Genomic DNA, 15,515 nt, shown 5'->3' with positions numbered 1-15,515 from the left:
GTAATACGTCAGGTCCTGGGCGATCAGGATGAGTTCCTTCACCCCTTTGGCGGCCAGGTGTTCCGCCTCCCTTACCAGGTCTTCCACAGGAGTACTTCGGTGTTTCCCCCGCATCAGGGGGATGGCGCAAAACGAACAGGGACGGTCGCATCCCTCGGCTATCTTCAGATAAGCGTAGTTTTTCGGGGTGGTGGTCAGGCGTTCCCCCAGCAGCTCATGCTTGTAATCGGCGCCCAGTGCTTTTAGTAAATTAGGCAGGTCCGTGGTCCCGAAATAGGCGTCCACATCCGGGATCTCCTTCTGCAGATCGGGTTTATAGCGCTCGCTCAGGCAGCCGGTCACAAAGACCTTTTCTACCCTGCCTTCTTCCTTTTGCTTGACGAAGTCCAGGATGGTATTTACGCTTTCCTCCTTGGCGTTGGCGATAAAGCCGCAGGTATTGATCACTACGATGTTACCCTCCTCCTCATGTACCACCTCCTTGTCATTGGCCCGCAGCTGACCCATCAGTACCTCCGAGTCGTAGACGTTCTTGGAACACCCCAGAGTGACCACATTAATCCTGTTCTTTTTACGGGTTTTTGTACGCATGGCTGAAAATGAGGTGCAAAAATACGATTTAGAAGAGCATCCTCAACAGGTACGATCGTGATTTATTTATATCCCTCCGGGATTTTCCTCGCCTTGCTGGCCTTTTCGTAAGCTGCCCCAAGCCTCAGGAGTTTGGGCTCTTCAAAGGATTTTGCGATAAAGGTAAGGCTGATGGGTTCCCCATCTGCTTTATAGCCCATGGGCACTGTAAGGGCGGGGTATTTCGCCACCGCCGCATAAGCCGCATGATAGTTGTTGATCGAGAGGATAGCATCCAGCTTATAGGAATCCATAGCCTCATTGAAATAGGTCCTGGTGCTGTTTTCCAGGTCTGACTTGATCCGCTGCAGTTCTTCGGCAGAAGTGCTATCCGTTACCACGGCTTCCAGCCTGGCCTGGCCGTAAGGAATTCGGACCATAGTATCCAGGAGGTTAAAATCCATGATGTCCCGAACCGTTCTTACAGTCACGGCCTGGGTATCCCTGACGTTCTTTGCGATATAGGCCGGGAGGTCTGCCTTCATATCCAGGTTCAGGATGCTCAGGAAACCGTCGAGGGGAATGGCCGGGGGCTCCAATTCCGCGATCTCAGCCCCCCGGGATTTTAAAAATTCGAGGGTCTCTCTGTAAATACTGTCTCGTTCAATCAGATTGGTAAAAGCTCCAAACCGCTTACCCTTCAGGTCTTCTTGCCCCAACTTTTCAGTCCAGCCAGCGCTGTACGCCTTTTTAACGGAACTGGGATCCTCAGGATCCTGGCCCAGCATGGCATCGAGCAGGATGGCATTGTCCACCACATTTCGGGTCATAGGGCCGGGCGTATCCAGGGTGCTGGAAATGGGTACAATCCCGGATCTGCTCAGGAGTCCGATCGTAGGTTTGAGTCCCACAACGGAATTCTGGCTTGACGGGGAAAGAATGGAACCGGAAGTCTCCGTACCCACTGCTGCCACTGCGTAGTTTACCGCCATGGAAGTACCACTACCTGAACTGGACCCTCCCGTCTCAAAGATCCTCCGGCCATAAGGGTTCAGGGTCTGCCCCCCGTAGGCACTGTAGCCCACAGGGCATCCGTCGCAGAGGTAATAGGCCCATTCGCTCAGGTTGACCTTCCCCAGGATAAGAGCACCATGCGACTTAAGTTGTTCCACAATAAACGCATCCGAGGTGGTGTTATCCTTAAAGGCAAGCGCTCCCGCCGTGGTCTTCATCCCTTCTGTATCTATATTGTCCTTCAGGAGGACCGGCATGCCGTAGATGGGATGTTGGCCTTCTCCCCGCTCGCTGTCACGCTTCCTGGCTTCTTCCAGGACCTGTTCATTCAGAGCGATGATCGTGTTCAGGGTCGTTTTATTGTCGAGCTCATAGTCGTAGATCCTCCTGAGATAGAACAGGGTAAGCTCCTCATAGGTCAGTTTCCCTTCCTCAACTGCTTTCTGCAGGGAAGGAATATCCTGCTCCAGGATGATCGGTTTCAGGCTCTCATATCGTGCTGAGGAAAAAGCATTCACCTCTTCGTAGAGGGGCAGGAAGATATCGTTCTTGTCCAGGATCTTCGACTGTATGAGCTTGTACCTCATCCTGGGGTTTTCATGGTTCTGATTGGCGGCAACTTCGGCCGAATCGTTGTAGGGGGTCCACAGGGTCACCTCCTCATTTGAAGTGGCAGTTTGCTTACATCCCAGGAAGATCAGAATTGCGGCCAGACCCACCGTCCATCCTATTATCTGTTTTCCTTTTCCCATTTTTTCCATTTTTTCACGTTTTCCCGGTTCATTCTAACGAACTCATCCTTCCCTTCGGCCTCGGCCAGCTGGAGGGAGCGTTCTGCGGAACTGATAGCCCCTTTATAATCGCCCAGGCTTGCCTGAAGAAGCGATCTTACCCTGTAAAAATAATACGTATCCCCACCCAGGTCAATGGCTTTTTCCACGTATTCCAGGGCTTTTTCAGACTCAAGCCCTTCCTCCTGCAGGTACCTCGCGGCCTCGTAATAGGTCTGGGCGGTCGGATCCTCTTCCAGGCTGATACCGATCGTATCGAGCATGGTCTTTCGGGTGTCTACCTCCAGGGGGATATTCACCGCGGTATATCCCCATTTCCAATTCATCCGGGCCCCATTGTGATGGATAGAATCAAAGCTGATCAGGAAATTCTCCTGCCACTCGGCTTCATTTCGGGGTGTCACCTCTATCCTGAAAACATCTTCTGAAGGATCATAGGCCGTCCGGCCGTCTCCCCAGTGGGAGGTATTTCGGTGGAAGGCGACTTCCCAGGTAGCTTCTTCCGGAAACGCATACAGGGCATAGGTACCCGGTTCAAGCGTATTTCCGAGGATACTGACCTCCGTATTTGTCGTGAATTTGGTCGATTCGTTGGCCCCTACCCGCCAGATTCGGCCGTAAGGAACGAGTCCGCCGAATACCTGTCGCCCCCTCACCGCCGGGCGTGAATACTCCACGGTAATAGTAGTCAAGCCAATATCCTGGGACACGGATGAAGATGGACTGGCTCTAGGATGGCGGATCTGCCCGCTGATCGTAGCTGAAAACAGGAGCAGGACAAAAGTTCCGATGCCGCAATACGATCTCAACTGAAAAAGGAGTCTACGAATTCAAATTTATTAAAGACCTGAAGGTCTTCCAACCGTTCCCCTACCCCTATGTATTTTACAGGGATCTGGAACTGGTCTGAAATCCCGATGACCACGCCTCCTTTGGCTGTCCCGTCGAGCTTGGTCACAGCCAGGGAACTTACTTCCGTAGCCTTGGTAAACTGCCTGGCCTGCTCAAAGGCGTTCTGCCCGGTCGAGCCATCCAGGACCAGGAGCACCTCATGGGGTGCGTCGGGGATCACCTTTTGCATCACCCGTTTTACCTTGCTCAGTTCGTTCATCAGGTTCACCTTATTGTGAAGCCGGCCCGCGGTATCGATCAGGACCACGTCGGCGTTCTTGGCAATAGCTGCACTCAGGGTATCAAAAGCCACCGAAGCGGGATCGCTACCCATCTTCTGCTTTACAATGGGAACGTCTACGCGGTCTGCCCATACCTGCAACTGGTCAATGGCCGCCGCCCTGAAAGTATCGGCAGCACCCAAGACCACGGAGAATCCCTTCTCTTTGAACTGGTGTGCCAGTTTGCCGATGGTCGTGGTCTTACCGACCCCGTTCACCCCCACTACCATGATCACATAGGGCCTTTTCCCTTCCGGAAGCTCAAAATCAGTCGCCTCCCCCCTATGCGTCTCAGAAAGCAATCCTGCGATCTCCTCCCTGAGGATACGGTTGAGTTCATCCGTACCCATATATTTATCGGCAGCCACCCGATTCTCGATGCGCTCTATGATCTTCAGGGTGGTATCAACGCCTACGTCGGAGGTAACCAGGACTTCTTCCAGGTTGTCCAGGACGTCATCGTCCACACGGGATTTGCCGGCAACCGCCTTTCCCAGTTTGGAAAAGAAACTGGTCTTGGTCTTTTCCAGGCCTTTGTCGAGGCTCTGTTTCTTCTCGGAGGAAAATATTTTTTTAAAAATGCTCATGGGAAGTCAATCCTTGGAAGCACCAAATATAAGAAATAAAAAAAGCCGCTTACTTTGAGCAGCGGCTTTATTCTTATGGGTTTTAAGGCTACTTTTTAGCCAGCCATTCGTTCACCATTTCAGGGGACATCACGGATTCAACAAAGGTATAGGCACCGCTCTTGGGCGATTTTACCATTTTGATCGCTTTTGTCAGTCTCTTGGAACTTCCTTGCAGGGTTGCTACAGTCTTCTTAGCCATGTCTTCTTACTTTATCTCTTTGTGAACGGTCATTCTTTTCAGAATGGGATTGTACTTTTTGATCTCCAGACGATCCGGAGTATTCTTCTTGTTCTTCGTGGTGATGTACCTGGAAGTTCCGGGCATTCCGGATTCCTTGTGCTCGGTACACTCTAGGATTACCTGAACTCTATTTCCTTTCTTTGCCATTGTATCCTGGTATTGGGCTTATTTTATCATTCCGTTCTGACGGGCTTCCTTGAGCACCGCAGAAATTCCTTTTTTGTTTATACTCTTAAGAGCCCTGGCAGAAACCTTGAGGGTAACCCAACGGTCTTCTTCCGGGATGTAGAACCTTTTTTTGGAAAGATTTACATCAAATCTCCTCTTGGTCTTGTTGATCGAAAAAGAAACGTTATTTCCGAACATCGCCCTCTTCCCGGTAATTTCACAAACTTTTGACATGCCGCTCTTTTTTACATGATTTTAAACAGGTCGCAAATTTACGTCATTTTCACGGAAGCGCAAAAATCTTTCTCAGAATTTTAAAATTTCCTTCTGCAACATTTCCAGGGCCTTATGAACACCTTTCTGTACGATCCTCACCCGGTGGTTACCCATCCTAAAAGATTCCACCACCGTACCCTTCTCGCTGGCGATGGCGATAAAAACCGTTCCGACAGGCGCGTCTGAGTCCCCTTTCGTGGGACCTGCATTCCCAGTGGTAGCGATTCCGAAATCAGCCTTCATGATCCTCCGAATGTTCTCCGCCATGGCAGAGGCCACTTCGGCACTTACCACAGAGTGTTTCTCTATAAGTTCCCCGCTCACCTGCAACAGTTCCATTTTGGTCCTGGTGGCATAGGTCACCATCCCTCCAATAAAATAAGCCGATGCCCCGGGCACGGAGGTGATCTGTTCTGCGATCCTTCCCCCGGTAAAACTCTCGGCCGTCGCCATGGTAAGCTGCTTTGAGGTCAGCAACTTCCCGACGATGGCCTCCAGAGTACCCGATTCTTCTTCCCCCGAGATGATATCGCCAATGGCGGCATACAACTTGTCTGCTACCTCCTTGATCCCTTCCTCCAGCAGGGTCTTATCCCCTCCTTTGGCCGTAAGCCGTAACCTCACCTTTCCCAGGTTGGGGAGGTATGCCAGTTTGATGTAAGGTGGGAGGGAATCCTCGATGTCAGCGATGCGTTCGGCAATGGCACTTTCGCCCAGCCCATAGGTCATCAGGGTCTTATGGAGAATGTAAGGCCTGCTAAAACGGGCTGCAATCCCCGGCAATACGTGTTTCGCCATCAGTTCCTTCATTTCAAAGGGCACCCCGGGAAGCGAAATATACACCCGGTCTTTGTGCTCAATCCACATACCGGGAGCGGTACCATGGGCATTGGGAAGCACTTTAGCCCGGGATGGCACCATAGCCTGCCTGCGGTTCACTTCAGAAATAGGGGTGGAGATGTAGGTTCTGAAAAGGTATTCGATATTCTCCAGGACCTCAGGATCCCGGACCAGGGTATCATCGAAGTATTCGCAAAGGGTGAGTTTGGTAATATCGTCCTTGGTAGGACCCAGTCCGCCGGTCATGAGAATGATCTGTGCCCTTCCGGAGGCTTCCTCGAGGGCCTTCAGGATATGGTGCCTTTCGTCCTGTACAGAGGTGATCTGGAATACGGAGATCCCTATCTTGTTGAGTTCAGAAGCAATGTAGGCTGAATTGGTGTCGACGATCTGCCCGATCAGGATCTCATCGCCGATCGTAATGATCTCTGCAAGCATTATACATCAAAGTCTTTTTGCAGCTCGGAAATGACCTGTTGGATATCTTTTTTAAGGGCGGGGAACTTTTCCCTGATCTGATCCATATTGGCCTCGTCCTTACCCAGGGTTTCAATTTCCAGGGCAATAGCCCGGGTCTGCTCCATCCCAAGGATATCGACATTGGGTTTTATCTTGTGGGCGAGTTTATACACATTTTCATAATCCGCCGATTCAATGGCCGTTTCAAGGTCCTCCAGGTCCTGTGGAACCTCTTCCAGGAAAACGGTCACCACTGAAAGGACGAAATCATCATCTCCCTCCGCCATCTCATTCAGTTTATCCAGGCTATAGATCATCTACTTAATTTTTAATCGGAACATTTCCTTCCCTTCCAGTCTTCCCGAAAGGTAATCATTTGGACTCACTTTGCCAACCCCTGCCGGTGTACCGGTAAAGAGGATATCTCCTTTTTTAAGGGTAAAGAACCTGGAGACATAGCTGATCAACTCGTCTATGGCCCAAAGCATCTGAGCCGTGTTACCCTTCTGCACGACCTTCCCATTCAGGGACAGGTCGAATGAGAGATCATTCAGATCACCTAATGTATTTTTCTGAACCCATTTCCCTATCACAGCCGCCCCGTCAAAACCTTTGGCCTTTTCCCAGGGCAGGCCTTTTTCCTTGAGCCGGGCCTGCAGGTCCCTGGCCGTGAAATCTATGCCCAGGCCTATTTCGTCGTAGTACTTTGGCGCAAAACGGGGGTCGATGTGCTTGCCGACCTTCTTGATCTTGACCAGCACCTCCACCTCGTAATGCACATCCTGAGTGAACTCCGGGATATAAAAATCCTGTTCCTTGGGTAGGACTGCAGAATCGGGTTTGATAAAAACCACCGGGTCCGCCGGCCTTTCATTGGACAATTCTGCGATGTGTTCGGCGTAGTTACGGCCTATACAAATAAGTTTCATACGTCAATACCCCTCAGGAAAGCTTGTTGTTGAGTTTGCGCAATTTGATCTGGGTCAGCACTTTTTTGGTGTAAAGGGGAAAATCCGCATTGAGGATCCACCCAAAATACCCCGGTTCTTCTTCCAGGACTTCACTCACTTTTTTCCCTTTGTGTTTCCCAAAGGTGAAGATCTCTTCCTCCTCTTCATCATACCCGATAAAACCGGCAAAATCCGCACTCTGGCGGTAAGTAGAGAAGTCTGCCAGCTTCTTTATGTCATTCTCCAGGTCTGGATATCGCTCCAGCTGTGCCAGGAGCACTTCGTAGGTAGCTTGCGTATCGGCCTTGGCCCCGTGGGCTCCCACCAGGTCCTTGTCGCAGTAGAATTTATAAGCGGCAGAAAGGGTTCGCTGCTCCATCTTATGAAAAATGGTCTGTACGTCTACCGAAACCGTGTTCTTCATGTCAAAATCGACCCCGGCTCTCAACATCTCCTCGGCCAGGAGCGGGATATCGAAGCGATCCGAGTTAAATCCCCCCAGGTCGCAGCCTTTGATGAATTGGTAGATCTCCTTGGAAAGAACGCCAAAAGTGGGTTTGTCGGCCACCATCTCGTTGGAGATTCCGTGTATGGCTACCACGGCTTCCGGGATCTCGCACTCAGGGTTTACCAGCCAGGTGCGCTGTTCCCTGCTGCCGTCTGGCTTTACTTTTAAAATGGAGATCTCAACGATCCTGTCCTTGGCGACATTGGTCCCCGTGGTCTCCAGGTCGAAAAAACAAATGGGTTTGTTGAGGTTCAGTTTCATTTCCTGCTGCTATGAGGGTTCAGGGAGCCCCGATTGGATATTCCTATCAGCTTCAGATCTCCCGATCCATATCCCAGTTTTCCAGGTATTCGGCCACCGCTTTGATAAACATCCCACCCAATGCGCCATTGACCACCCGATGGTCATAACTGTGGGAAAGGAACATCTTGCTGCGGATCCCTATAAAATCGCCTTCTTCCGTTTCAATGACGGAGGGCATCTTGCGAATAGCTCCCAGGGCCAGAATACCGACCTGGGGCTGATTGATGATGGGCGTGCCGAATACACTGCCAAAAGTCCCCACATTGGTCACTGTATAAGTGCCATCTTTGATCTCATCGGGTTTCAGGGCATTGTTACGGGCCCTGTTCGCCAGGTCGTTCACCACTTTGGCCATTCCCACCAGGTTGAGCTGGTCTGCGTTCTTGATCACAGGAACGATCAGGTTCCCATCGGGCAGGGCCGCTGCCATCCCTATATTGATGTTTTTCTTCTTGATGACCGTATCCCCATCCACGGAAATATTGACCATGGGATATTTTTTCAGGGCCTTGGCCACAGCTTCCATAAAAATAGGTGTAAAGGTCAGTTTTTCCCCTTCCCTTTGCTCAAAGCTATCTTTGACCCTGTTGCGCCATTTGACCACATCAGTGACGTCCACTTCTATAAAACTCTGAACATGGGCGGAGGTGGCCACGCTCTCTGTCATATGCTGGGCGATGAGTTTCCCCATACGCGTCATGGGTATGACCTCATCAGCCCCTGAAGCTTGAGCCGTTGTCACCTTATGGGCTACTTCCGGTGCCCTGGTGGGCGACTTTTGTGGTGCGGGTTCAGTCTTTGGAGTTTCCTCCCTTGCCTCCACCTTGCGGCGACCCCCGTTCTTACGGGATTCCACATAGGCTAGGATGTCATTCTTGGTGACCCTGCCTTCAAGTCCCGTACCTGCGATGGCATCAAGTTCTTCCTGGGAAATGGATTCCTCCCTGGCGATATTTTTGACAAGGGGAGAGTAAAACCTCTCCGCCCCGGACTGTACAGGGGGCGTAACGGCTGCTGCTGTTTCCTTCGCCCGGCTCACCTGCTCTTCGATCTCAGCACTAACCGCTTCGGGGACATCTTCCTCTTCGGGCTCAACAGTGGCATCGGGTTCAGAAACCGGTTCGTCTCCGGACTCTGTCTCTATGACGGCCACAACTTCCCCAACCTTTATCACGTCATCCACATTGAAGCGTTTTTCAACAAGCACCCCTTCCACCTCGCTGGGCACTTCAGAATCCACCTTATCTGTGGCGATTTCAAAAACGGCCTCGTCCATTTCAATGGTATCCCCTACCTCTTTGAGCCAGGAGGTCAGGGTGGCTTCGGCTACGCTTTCTCCCATTTGGGGGAGTTTTAGTTCAAACTTTGACATATTGTTATTCAGAGCCTTGTTGAGTTCAATATTTTTGCAAAAATAATATTTTTTCGGTCTGTTTTTTAAATTTTTCCTATTCCGCTAATCTGCCTTCAGGGAGGTCTCGAACGGGATCCTGTGGAGAATACTCCTTCCCAGGGTGATCTCATCGGCGTATTCCAGTTCATCCCCAACGGCAATGCCACGGGCAATGGTAGAGGTCCTTACCTCCCGGTCCTGGATCTGCTTGTAAATGTAGAAATTGGTGGTATCCCCTTCCATGGTGGAACTCATGGCGAAGATCAACTCTCTTATCTCCCCGCTTTTGACCTTTTCCACGAGGGAAGATATATTGAGGTCCTGAGGACCTATCCCTTCCATGGGAGATATCTTTCCTCCCAACACGTGGTAGAGACCGTTGTACTGGCTGGTATTCTCGATGGCCATCACATCCCTAATATCCTCCACTACACAGATCAAACCACTGTCCCGCTTGGGGTTGGCACAAATCTCACACAGTTCCACGTCGGAGATGTTATGACAACTCCTGCAGAATTTGATCTCTTCCCTGAGGCTTTTCAACGCCTGGGTCAACCTTCCGGTTTGAGACTCCGGCTGTTTCAACAGGTGGAGAACCAGTCTGAGGGCTGTGCGCTTCCCCACACCGGGTAGCTGGGACATTTCATATACCGCGTTTTCAAGGAGTTTAGACGAAAATTCCATACCCGCAAAATTACGTACTATTTTTACTTTTTGTACTTTGGGCGGGAAATTAATTCGAATGGATGCCTCCCGTATTCTGCTGCTGATCGGTGCGTATTTCCTGGTGCTGATCGTGATCTCCTACCTTACCGGCCGCAATGATTCCAACACCGATTTTTTCCGTGCCGGTAACAAATCCCCCTGGTTCGTCGTAGCCTTTGGGATGATCGGCGCTTCCCTGTCAGGAGTTACCTTTATCTCCGTCCCCGGGTGGGTGGAAGCCTCCCAGTTCAGTTATATGCAGGTGGTTTTCGGCTACCTGGTAGGTTATTTTGTGATCGCCTTTGTACTCTTACCGATCTATTACCGCCTTAATGTCACCTCCATCTACGAATATCTTCAGGGCAGGTTTGGCGTTGTAAGCTACAAGGTAGGGGCCGTCTCTTTCTTTATCTCAAGGGTTCTAGGTGCCTCTTTCCGCCTCTTCCTGGTTGCCATCGTCCTCCAGCAGTTCGTCTTCGACGCCTGGAATGTCCCCTTTGAACTCACCGTGGTCCTGTCTATACTGCTGATCTGGATCTATACTTTCAGGGGCGGAATTCGCACGATCGTGTGGACCGATACGCTCCAAACCCTGTTTATGTTACTCTCCGTCGGGCTTTCAATCTACTTTATCAATGAAAAACTCGGATGGAATTTTACCGAGTTCCTCGGTTCTGAGGAATTGAAAGAGTACAGCACCGTCTTTTTTACAGAAGATTTCAATCAAAAGAACCATTTTGTAAAATCCTTCCTGGGGGGGATGTTCATCACGATCTGTATGACCGGACTCGACCAGGATATGATGCAGAAGAACCTCACCTGCAAGTCCCTGGGCGATGCCCAGAAGAACATGGTCTCCTTCAGTATCATCCTGATCGTCGTCAATCTGGTATTCCTGTTGCTCGGCGCCCTGCTCTTCATCTATGCCGATCGATACGGGGTGGCCCTTCCCCTGATGGACGGGGAGCCCAAATCGGACCTGCTTTTCCCTGAGATCGCACTCAACAGCGGACTCGGGAGCCTCGTAGCCACCACCTTTATCCTGGGTCTGATCGCCGCTGCGTACAGCAGTGCCGACAGTGCGCTCACTTCCCTCACGACCTCTTTTTGTGTAGACTTCCTCAACATTGAAAAAAGAGAGGCCGGCAGCCAAAAAAGACTCCGGAAAAAAGTACACGTGGGGATGAGCCTTCTGCTGATTATGGTCGTCATCAGCTTTAAATATCTGCTTGACCGGAACGTCATAGACGGACTCCTGACCGTGGCTACCTACACCTACGGGCCTTTGCTGGGACTTTTTGCCTTTGGCATCTTCACCAGATACCAGATCTTCGACCGGCTGGTCTGGGTGGTGGCCGTTTCCTGTGTACTTGTTATCATTGGCTTGTCATACCTTCCGGCCGGTGTGCTCGGGGGATACCAGATCGGGTATGAACTCCTCCCGATCAACGGCCTGATCACCTTTATCGGGCTGTGGCTCATTCGAAAAAGGGTCTGACAGGCGCCTAATGGTATTGCCCGATGGAAAGCATGACCAGGGTGCAGGCCACTTCCACTTTGATATCAGCAGCAGCCAGAAGGTCATAGAATTCAGGGTTCTCAGTCCCTGGGTTGAAGATAACCCTTCGGGGTTTCAGGTTGATCACGGTCTCATAGAACTGCCTTTGCCGCCTGGGATTCATGTAAAGGGTGACTGTATCAACCCCTTCGAATTCATCACAGGAAGTCACAACACGGACCCCGGCCACATGACCTTCCCGAAGGCCGAAGGCGAGTACCTCTTCCCCGGCTTCCACCAGGCGTTTAATCGCGATATGGCTGTAACGATAGGGCTTTAAGGAGGCTCCGAAGACCAGGGTCTTTTTCATGGGTATTTTTCGCTGTTAAAGTGTGTTAAGAAGTGTAACGTACATCGAAAGGTTTCGTCTTTTACACAAAGCTCATTCATTGGAAGGCTGTATTTTTTAAAGTTAATGGTTAGTGTTTAGTGCGGCACTCCAATGATAGAAACCCCGGTGATCCCACCGGGGTTTTGCTTTTAAACAAGCCTGTTTGTCACCATCGGATGATGACACTACCCCAGGTAAATCCGCTGCCGAAAGCTGCGAGCACGACCAGGTCACCCTCCTTGATCTTGCCTTGCTCCCAGGCTTCCGTCAGGGCAATAGGGATGGAAGCGGCCGTCGTATTACCGTATTTCATTATGTTGTTGTAGACCTTGTCATCGGGAAGTCTGAACTTGTGCTGGATAAACTGGGAGATACGCAAGTTTGCCTGGTGAGGGATCAGCATATCGATATCCTCCACCTTGAGATCGTTCTTCTCCAATCCTTCCATGATCACTTCAGAGAAGCGAACCACGGCATTTTTAAAGACAAACTGACCATTCATGTAAGGATAGTAGGATTCGTCGTCGGGGTCGTTGTCCTTGAGGATGTCAGTGACCCATCGGTGCCCGATCCCAGGCGCCAGGAGGGAGAGTTCTTCCGCGTGTTTACCCTCGGAATGCAGGTGGGAAGAAAGAATCCCCTTTTTGGGGTCCTCCTCCCGGGTTAGTACGGCAGCACCGGCCCCGTCACCAAAAATAACAGACACTCCCCTACCCCTGGTGGTAAAGTCGAGCCCCCCGGAATGCAATTCGGAGCCGATGACGAGAATATTCTTATACATACCGGATTTGATATACTGGTCGGCTACAGACACTGCATAGACAAATCCCGAACACTGGTTCCTCACATCCAAAGCCCCCACGGTTTTGATGTCCAGATCACGCTGCACCAGTACCCCGGGTCCCGGGAAGTAATAATCCGGGCTCAACGTGGCAAAGATGATGAAGTCGATCTCGTCTTTATCGATCCCGGCTCTTTCAATGGCCTTCTTCGCAGCATTGACCCCCATGGAGGTAGTGGTATCCTTTCCCCTGACCACATGCCTTCGCTCCTGTATACCCGTGCGTTCCTGTATCCAGGAATCGCTGGTATCCATCAACTTGGAGAGGTCGTCATTGGTGACCACATGATCGGGTACGTAAAAACCCAGACCCGATATTCTAGAATTGTACATATAGGATGAGTTTAATATAGACAAGGGAGTAGTGCCCCGTCCTTTGTTTAGTTTCGTTTTTCTAAAATACCGATTCTTATTATGCTTACCTAAAGAATATGTAAAAGATTGAAATGGACCATGAGATCGGGAACAGAAGAATTTATCATGGGGTGGATAAAATCAGCTTTATGTAGTAACTTATCCCGGCAAAAAAACAAACCCCATGAAACTCAATTTGAAAGGAATTCTCTTACCCCTCTTGGCTGCAGCCCTGCTCAGCCCTGTCTCCGGATATTTCCAGGAAAAACTCACCTATCAGCAACCTTCCCAGGAGATCCTGGACCTGGTGAATGCTCCCCTGGCTCCCGTGGTCAGAATGACAGATAACGGGAAACACATGCTGCTGCTCTACCGGGATACGTACAAGACCATTGCCGAACTCTCAGAAACCGAGATGCGGCTTGCCGGACTTAGGATCAATCCTGTCACCAATATCGGTAGCCGGACCAACTACTACAACAATATCATGGTGAAAGCACCATCAGACAGGGAAGCAATCCAGGTAAAAGGGTTGCCGGACAATCCCAGGCTGGCCAATTTCAGTTTTTCCCCTGACGAGTCCATGGTCGCCGTCACCAATACTACGGCAGAAGGAGTAGAGGTCTGGGTACTCGACCTCGACAAGGCAGAGGTAAAAAAGATCACCGGAGCCTCTGTGAATGCCAACTTGGGCGATGTGATCAACTGGTTCAAGGACGGGTCGGCCCTGCTCGTAAAAATGCTACCCGACTCCCGCCAGGAACTGATTGACCAGGCGGAAGCCGTACCGGAGGGACCTACCATCTCCACTAATGACGGCAAAAAAGCACAGAACCGTACCTATCAGGACCTGCTTTCCAATCCTGCAGATGAATTCAATTTTGAGCAACTTGCCTTGTCTGAGCTTTACAAAGTAGACCTCGAAGGGAATAAATCCCTGTGGAAACCGGCTGCCATGTACCGATCCATCAGTTTTTCTCCTGATGGGAAATACGTCATGGTCGTCACTGTGGAACAGCCATTCTCCTACCTGGTGCCCTATTACCGTTTTCCATCGACAACCACCATCTATTCCCATACGGGCGATCGGGTCCATACCCTGCTGAAGGTCCCTCTTATAGAAGACCTTCCCAAAGGCTTTATGGCAGAGCGCAAAGGAATGCGGGATCTCAGCTGGCGTGCCGATAGGGGAGCAACCCTGGTCTATGCCGAGGCCCTGGACGAAGGGGATCCCGAAGTGGACGTACCTTTCAGGGACGCGGTCTACCAGCTCGAGGCCCCTTTCACAGGTAAGGGCACAGAAATCCTCAGGACCATCAACAGATTCCGCTATATCTCATGGGGAAAGGACAACCTGGCAGTGGCCTATGATTCCTGGTGGAATACCCGCAATACCAAGACCTACGTCTTTGATCCTTCAAAACCCGGGAAGGAACCGGTGGTACTATTCGACCGGAATTACCAGGACGTTTACAGTGATCCCGGTTCTTTCGTAACCAAACGAAACGAGTACGGGGCCCAGGTACTCAGCCTTGACAGCAGGGGTAATGCCTACCTGCTGGGAGAAGGGTATTCGGAGAATGGGCAATTCCCCTTTGTGGACCGGATGAACCTGAAGACCCTGAAAAAAGAAAGGATGTATCAATCCAAACTCACCGATCAGAAAGAAGACCTGCTCGACTACCATGTAACTGATGATGAATTGCTGGTGAGGATCGAATCAAAAAATACGTATCCGAATTACTACTACAAACACCTCAAAAAAAGAAAAGGGCCTACCCAGCTCACCTTTTTTGAAAATCCTTTTAAAAGTATACAGGAGGTGCATAAAGAAGTGATCACCTATACCCGGGAAGACGGATTGGAACTCAGCGGCACCCTGTATCTGCCTGTAGGCTATGACCGGGGTTCCGGAGAAAAAATGCCTATGATCCTCTGGGCGTATCCCAGGGAATACAAGGACAAGAACAGTGCCTCCCAGAATACCCAGAACCCGAATGAATTCACCTATCCCTACTGGGGTTCTCCGGTGTACTGGGTGACGAAGGGCTATGTGGTGCTGGACGATGCGGCCTTCCCGATCATAGGAGAAGGGGAAGAACAGCCCAATGATACCTTCAGGGATCAGCTGGTAGCCAATGCAAAAGCAGCCATAGACGCGGTAGACGCCATGGGGTATATAGATCCATCACGCGTGGCTGTGGGCGGACACAGCTATGGTGCCTTCATGGTCGCTAATCTGCTGTCTCACTCCGATCTCTTTGCTGCCGGTATTGCCCGAAGCGGGGCCTATAACCGTACCCTGACCCCTTTCGGATTCCAGAGTGAGGAACGCAATTACTGGGAAGCCCCGGAGGTCTATTACACCATGTCTCCCTTTATGCATGCCGAAAAGATGAAGACACCCCTGTT

Annotated in this window: 17 protein-coding genes; 2 read left to right on the top strand and 15 right to left on the bottom strand. The window is 50.8% G+C overall.

What is annotated here, in order from left to right:
- From ABYP73_RS04450 to recR, 13 genes are all read right to left on the bottom strand, one after another.
- A partial coding sequence (locus tag ABYP73_RS04450) for a radical SAM protein (RefSeq protein WP_372973564.1) occupies positions 1-591 on the bottom strand: 591 nt, incomplete at its 3' end.
- A gap of 62 nt (positions 592-653) precedes the next feature.
- Positions 654-2,336, bottom strand: a complete 1,683-nt coding sequence (locus ABYP73_RS04445) for an amidase family protein (protein ID WP_372973563.1) — start codon at positions 2,334-2,336, stop codon at positions 654-656.
- Positions 2,315-3,184 carry a DUF2911 domain-containing protein gene (locus tag ABYP73_RS04440; protein WP_372973562.1) on the bottom strand — a complete coding sequence of 290 codons (870 nt, stop codon included), beginning with the start codon at positions 3,182-3,184 and terminating at the stop codon, positions 2,315-2,317. Before ABYP73_RS04440 ends, ABYP73_RS04445 begins: the two co-directional genes overlap by 22 nt.
- Entirely contained in the window at positions 3,181-4,134 is a 954-nt protein-coding gene (gene ftsY / locus ABYP73_RS04435; protein WP_372973561.1) for a signal recognition particle-docking protein FtsY, read from the bottom strand. The genes ABYP73_RS04440 and ftsY overlap by 4 nt, the downstream gene beginning before the upstream one ends.
- A gap of 88 nt (positions 4,135-4,222) precedes the next feature.
- Complete coding sequence (locus ABYP73_RS04430; RefSeq protein ID WP_297761429.1) at positions 4,223-4,375, bottom strand: DUF4295 domain-containing protein; 153 nt, start codon at positions 4,373-4,375, stop codon at positions 4,223-4,225.
- 6 nt (positions 4,376-4,381) lie between these two features.
- Positions 4,382-4,564, bottom strand: a complete 183-nt coding sequence (gene rpmG, locus ABYP73_RS04425; RefSeq protein WP_188369424.1) for a 50S ribosomal protein L33 — start codon at positions 4,562-4,564, stop codon at positions 4,382-4,384.
- 18 nt (positions 4,565-4,582) lie between these two features.
- A complete protein-coding gene (rpmB, locus tag ABYP73_RS04420; protein ID WP_372944920.1) occupies positions 4,583-4,819 on the bottom strand; it encodes a 50S ribosomal protein L28 in 237 nt (78 codons plus the stop codon).
- 72 nt (positions 4,820-4,891) lie between these two features.
- Positions 4,892-6,139, bottom strand: coding sequence for a competence/damage-inducible protein A (locus ABYP73_RS04415; RefSeq protein WP_372973560.1), 1,248 nt, complete (start codon positions 6,137-6,139; stop codon positions 4,892-4,894).
- Positions 6,139-6,477: an Hpt domain-containing protein gene (locus ABYP73_RS04410; protein WP_372944922.1), complete on the bottom strand. Its 339-nt coding sequence runs from the start codon at positions 6,475-6,477 to the stop codon at positions 6,139-6,141. Before ABYP73_RS04410 ends, ABYP73_RS04415 begins: the two co-directional genes overlap by 1 nt.
- Positions 6,478-7,089, bottom strand: a complete 612-nt coding sequence (locus tag ABYP73_RS04405; RefSeq protein WP_372944923.1) for a fumarylacetoacetate hydrolase family protein — start codon at positions 7,087-7,089, stop codon at positions 6,478-6,480.
- A gap of 13 nt (positions 7,090-7,102) precedes the next feature.
- A complete protein-coding gene (locus tag ABYP73_RS04400) occupies positions 7,103-7,879 on the bottom strand; it encodes an exonuclease domain-containing protein (RefSeq protein ID WP_372944924.1) in 777 nt (258 codons plus the stop codon).
- Positions 7,880-7,931: 52 nt separating this feature from the next.
- Positions 7,932-9,293: a dihydrolipoamide acetyltransferase family protein gene (locus tag ABYP73_RS04395; protein ID WP_372973559.1), complete on the bottom strand. Its 1,362-nt coding sequence runs from the start codon at positions 9,291-9,293 to the stop codon at positions 7,932-7,934.
- 84 nt (positions 9,294-9,377) lie between these two features.
- Complete coding sequence (gene recR, locus ABYP73_RS04390; RefSeq protein ID WP_372944926.1) at positions 9,378-9,998, bottom strand: recombination mediator RecR; 621 nt, start codon at positions 9,996-9,998, stop codon at positions 9,378-9,380.
- A 58-nt stretch (positions 9,999-10,056) separates the two neighbouring features.
- Between recR and ABYP73_RS04385 the strand changes: the two genes are divergently transcribed.
- Positions 10,057-11,517: a sodium:solute symporter gene (locus ABYP73_RS04385; RefSeq protein ID WP_372973558.1), complete on the top strand. Its 1,461-nt coding sequence runs from the start codon at positions 10,057-10,059 to the stop codon at positions 11,515-11,517.
- Between the two features lie 7 nt (positions 11,518-11,524).
- Here the strand turns inward: ABYP73_RS04385 and ABYP73_RS04380 are convergent, their stop codons facing one another.
- Together ABYP73_RS04380 and ABYP73_RS04375 are read right to left on the bottom strand one after the other, a co-directional pair.
- Positions 11,525-11,887, bottom strand: a complete 363-nt coding sequence (locus ABYP73_RS04380) for a CoA-binding protein (protein WP_372944928.1) — start codon at positions 11,885-11,887, stop codon at positions 11,525-11,527.
- A 187-nt stretch (positions 11,888-12,074) separates the two neighbouring features.
- Positions 12,075-13,082, bottom strand: a complete 1,008-nt coding sequence (locus tag ABYP73_RS04375; protein WP_372944929.1) for a 3-oxoacyl-ACP synthase III family protein — start codon at positions 13,080-13,082, stop codon at positions 12,075-12,077.
- 205 nt (positions 13,083-13,287) lie between these two features.
- Between ABYP73_RS04375 and ABYP73_RS04370 the strand changes: the two genes are divergently transcribed.
- Positions 13,288-15,515 (top strand): alpha/beta hydrolase family protein (locus ABYP73_RS04370; protein WP_372973557.1); only part of this gene is annotated, 2,228 nt, incomplete at its 3' end.

Origin of the sequence: Muriicola sp. (assembly GCF_041567615.1) — a bacterium.
GTDB lineage: Bacteria > Bacteroidota > Bacteroidia > Flavobacteriales > Flavobacteriaceae > Muriicola.
Note: the sequence above shows the minus strand (reverse complement) of the source record. Positions and strands in the feature narration are given on the sequence as shown.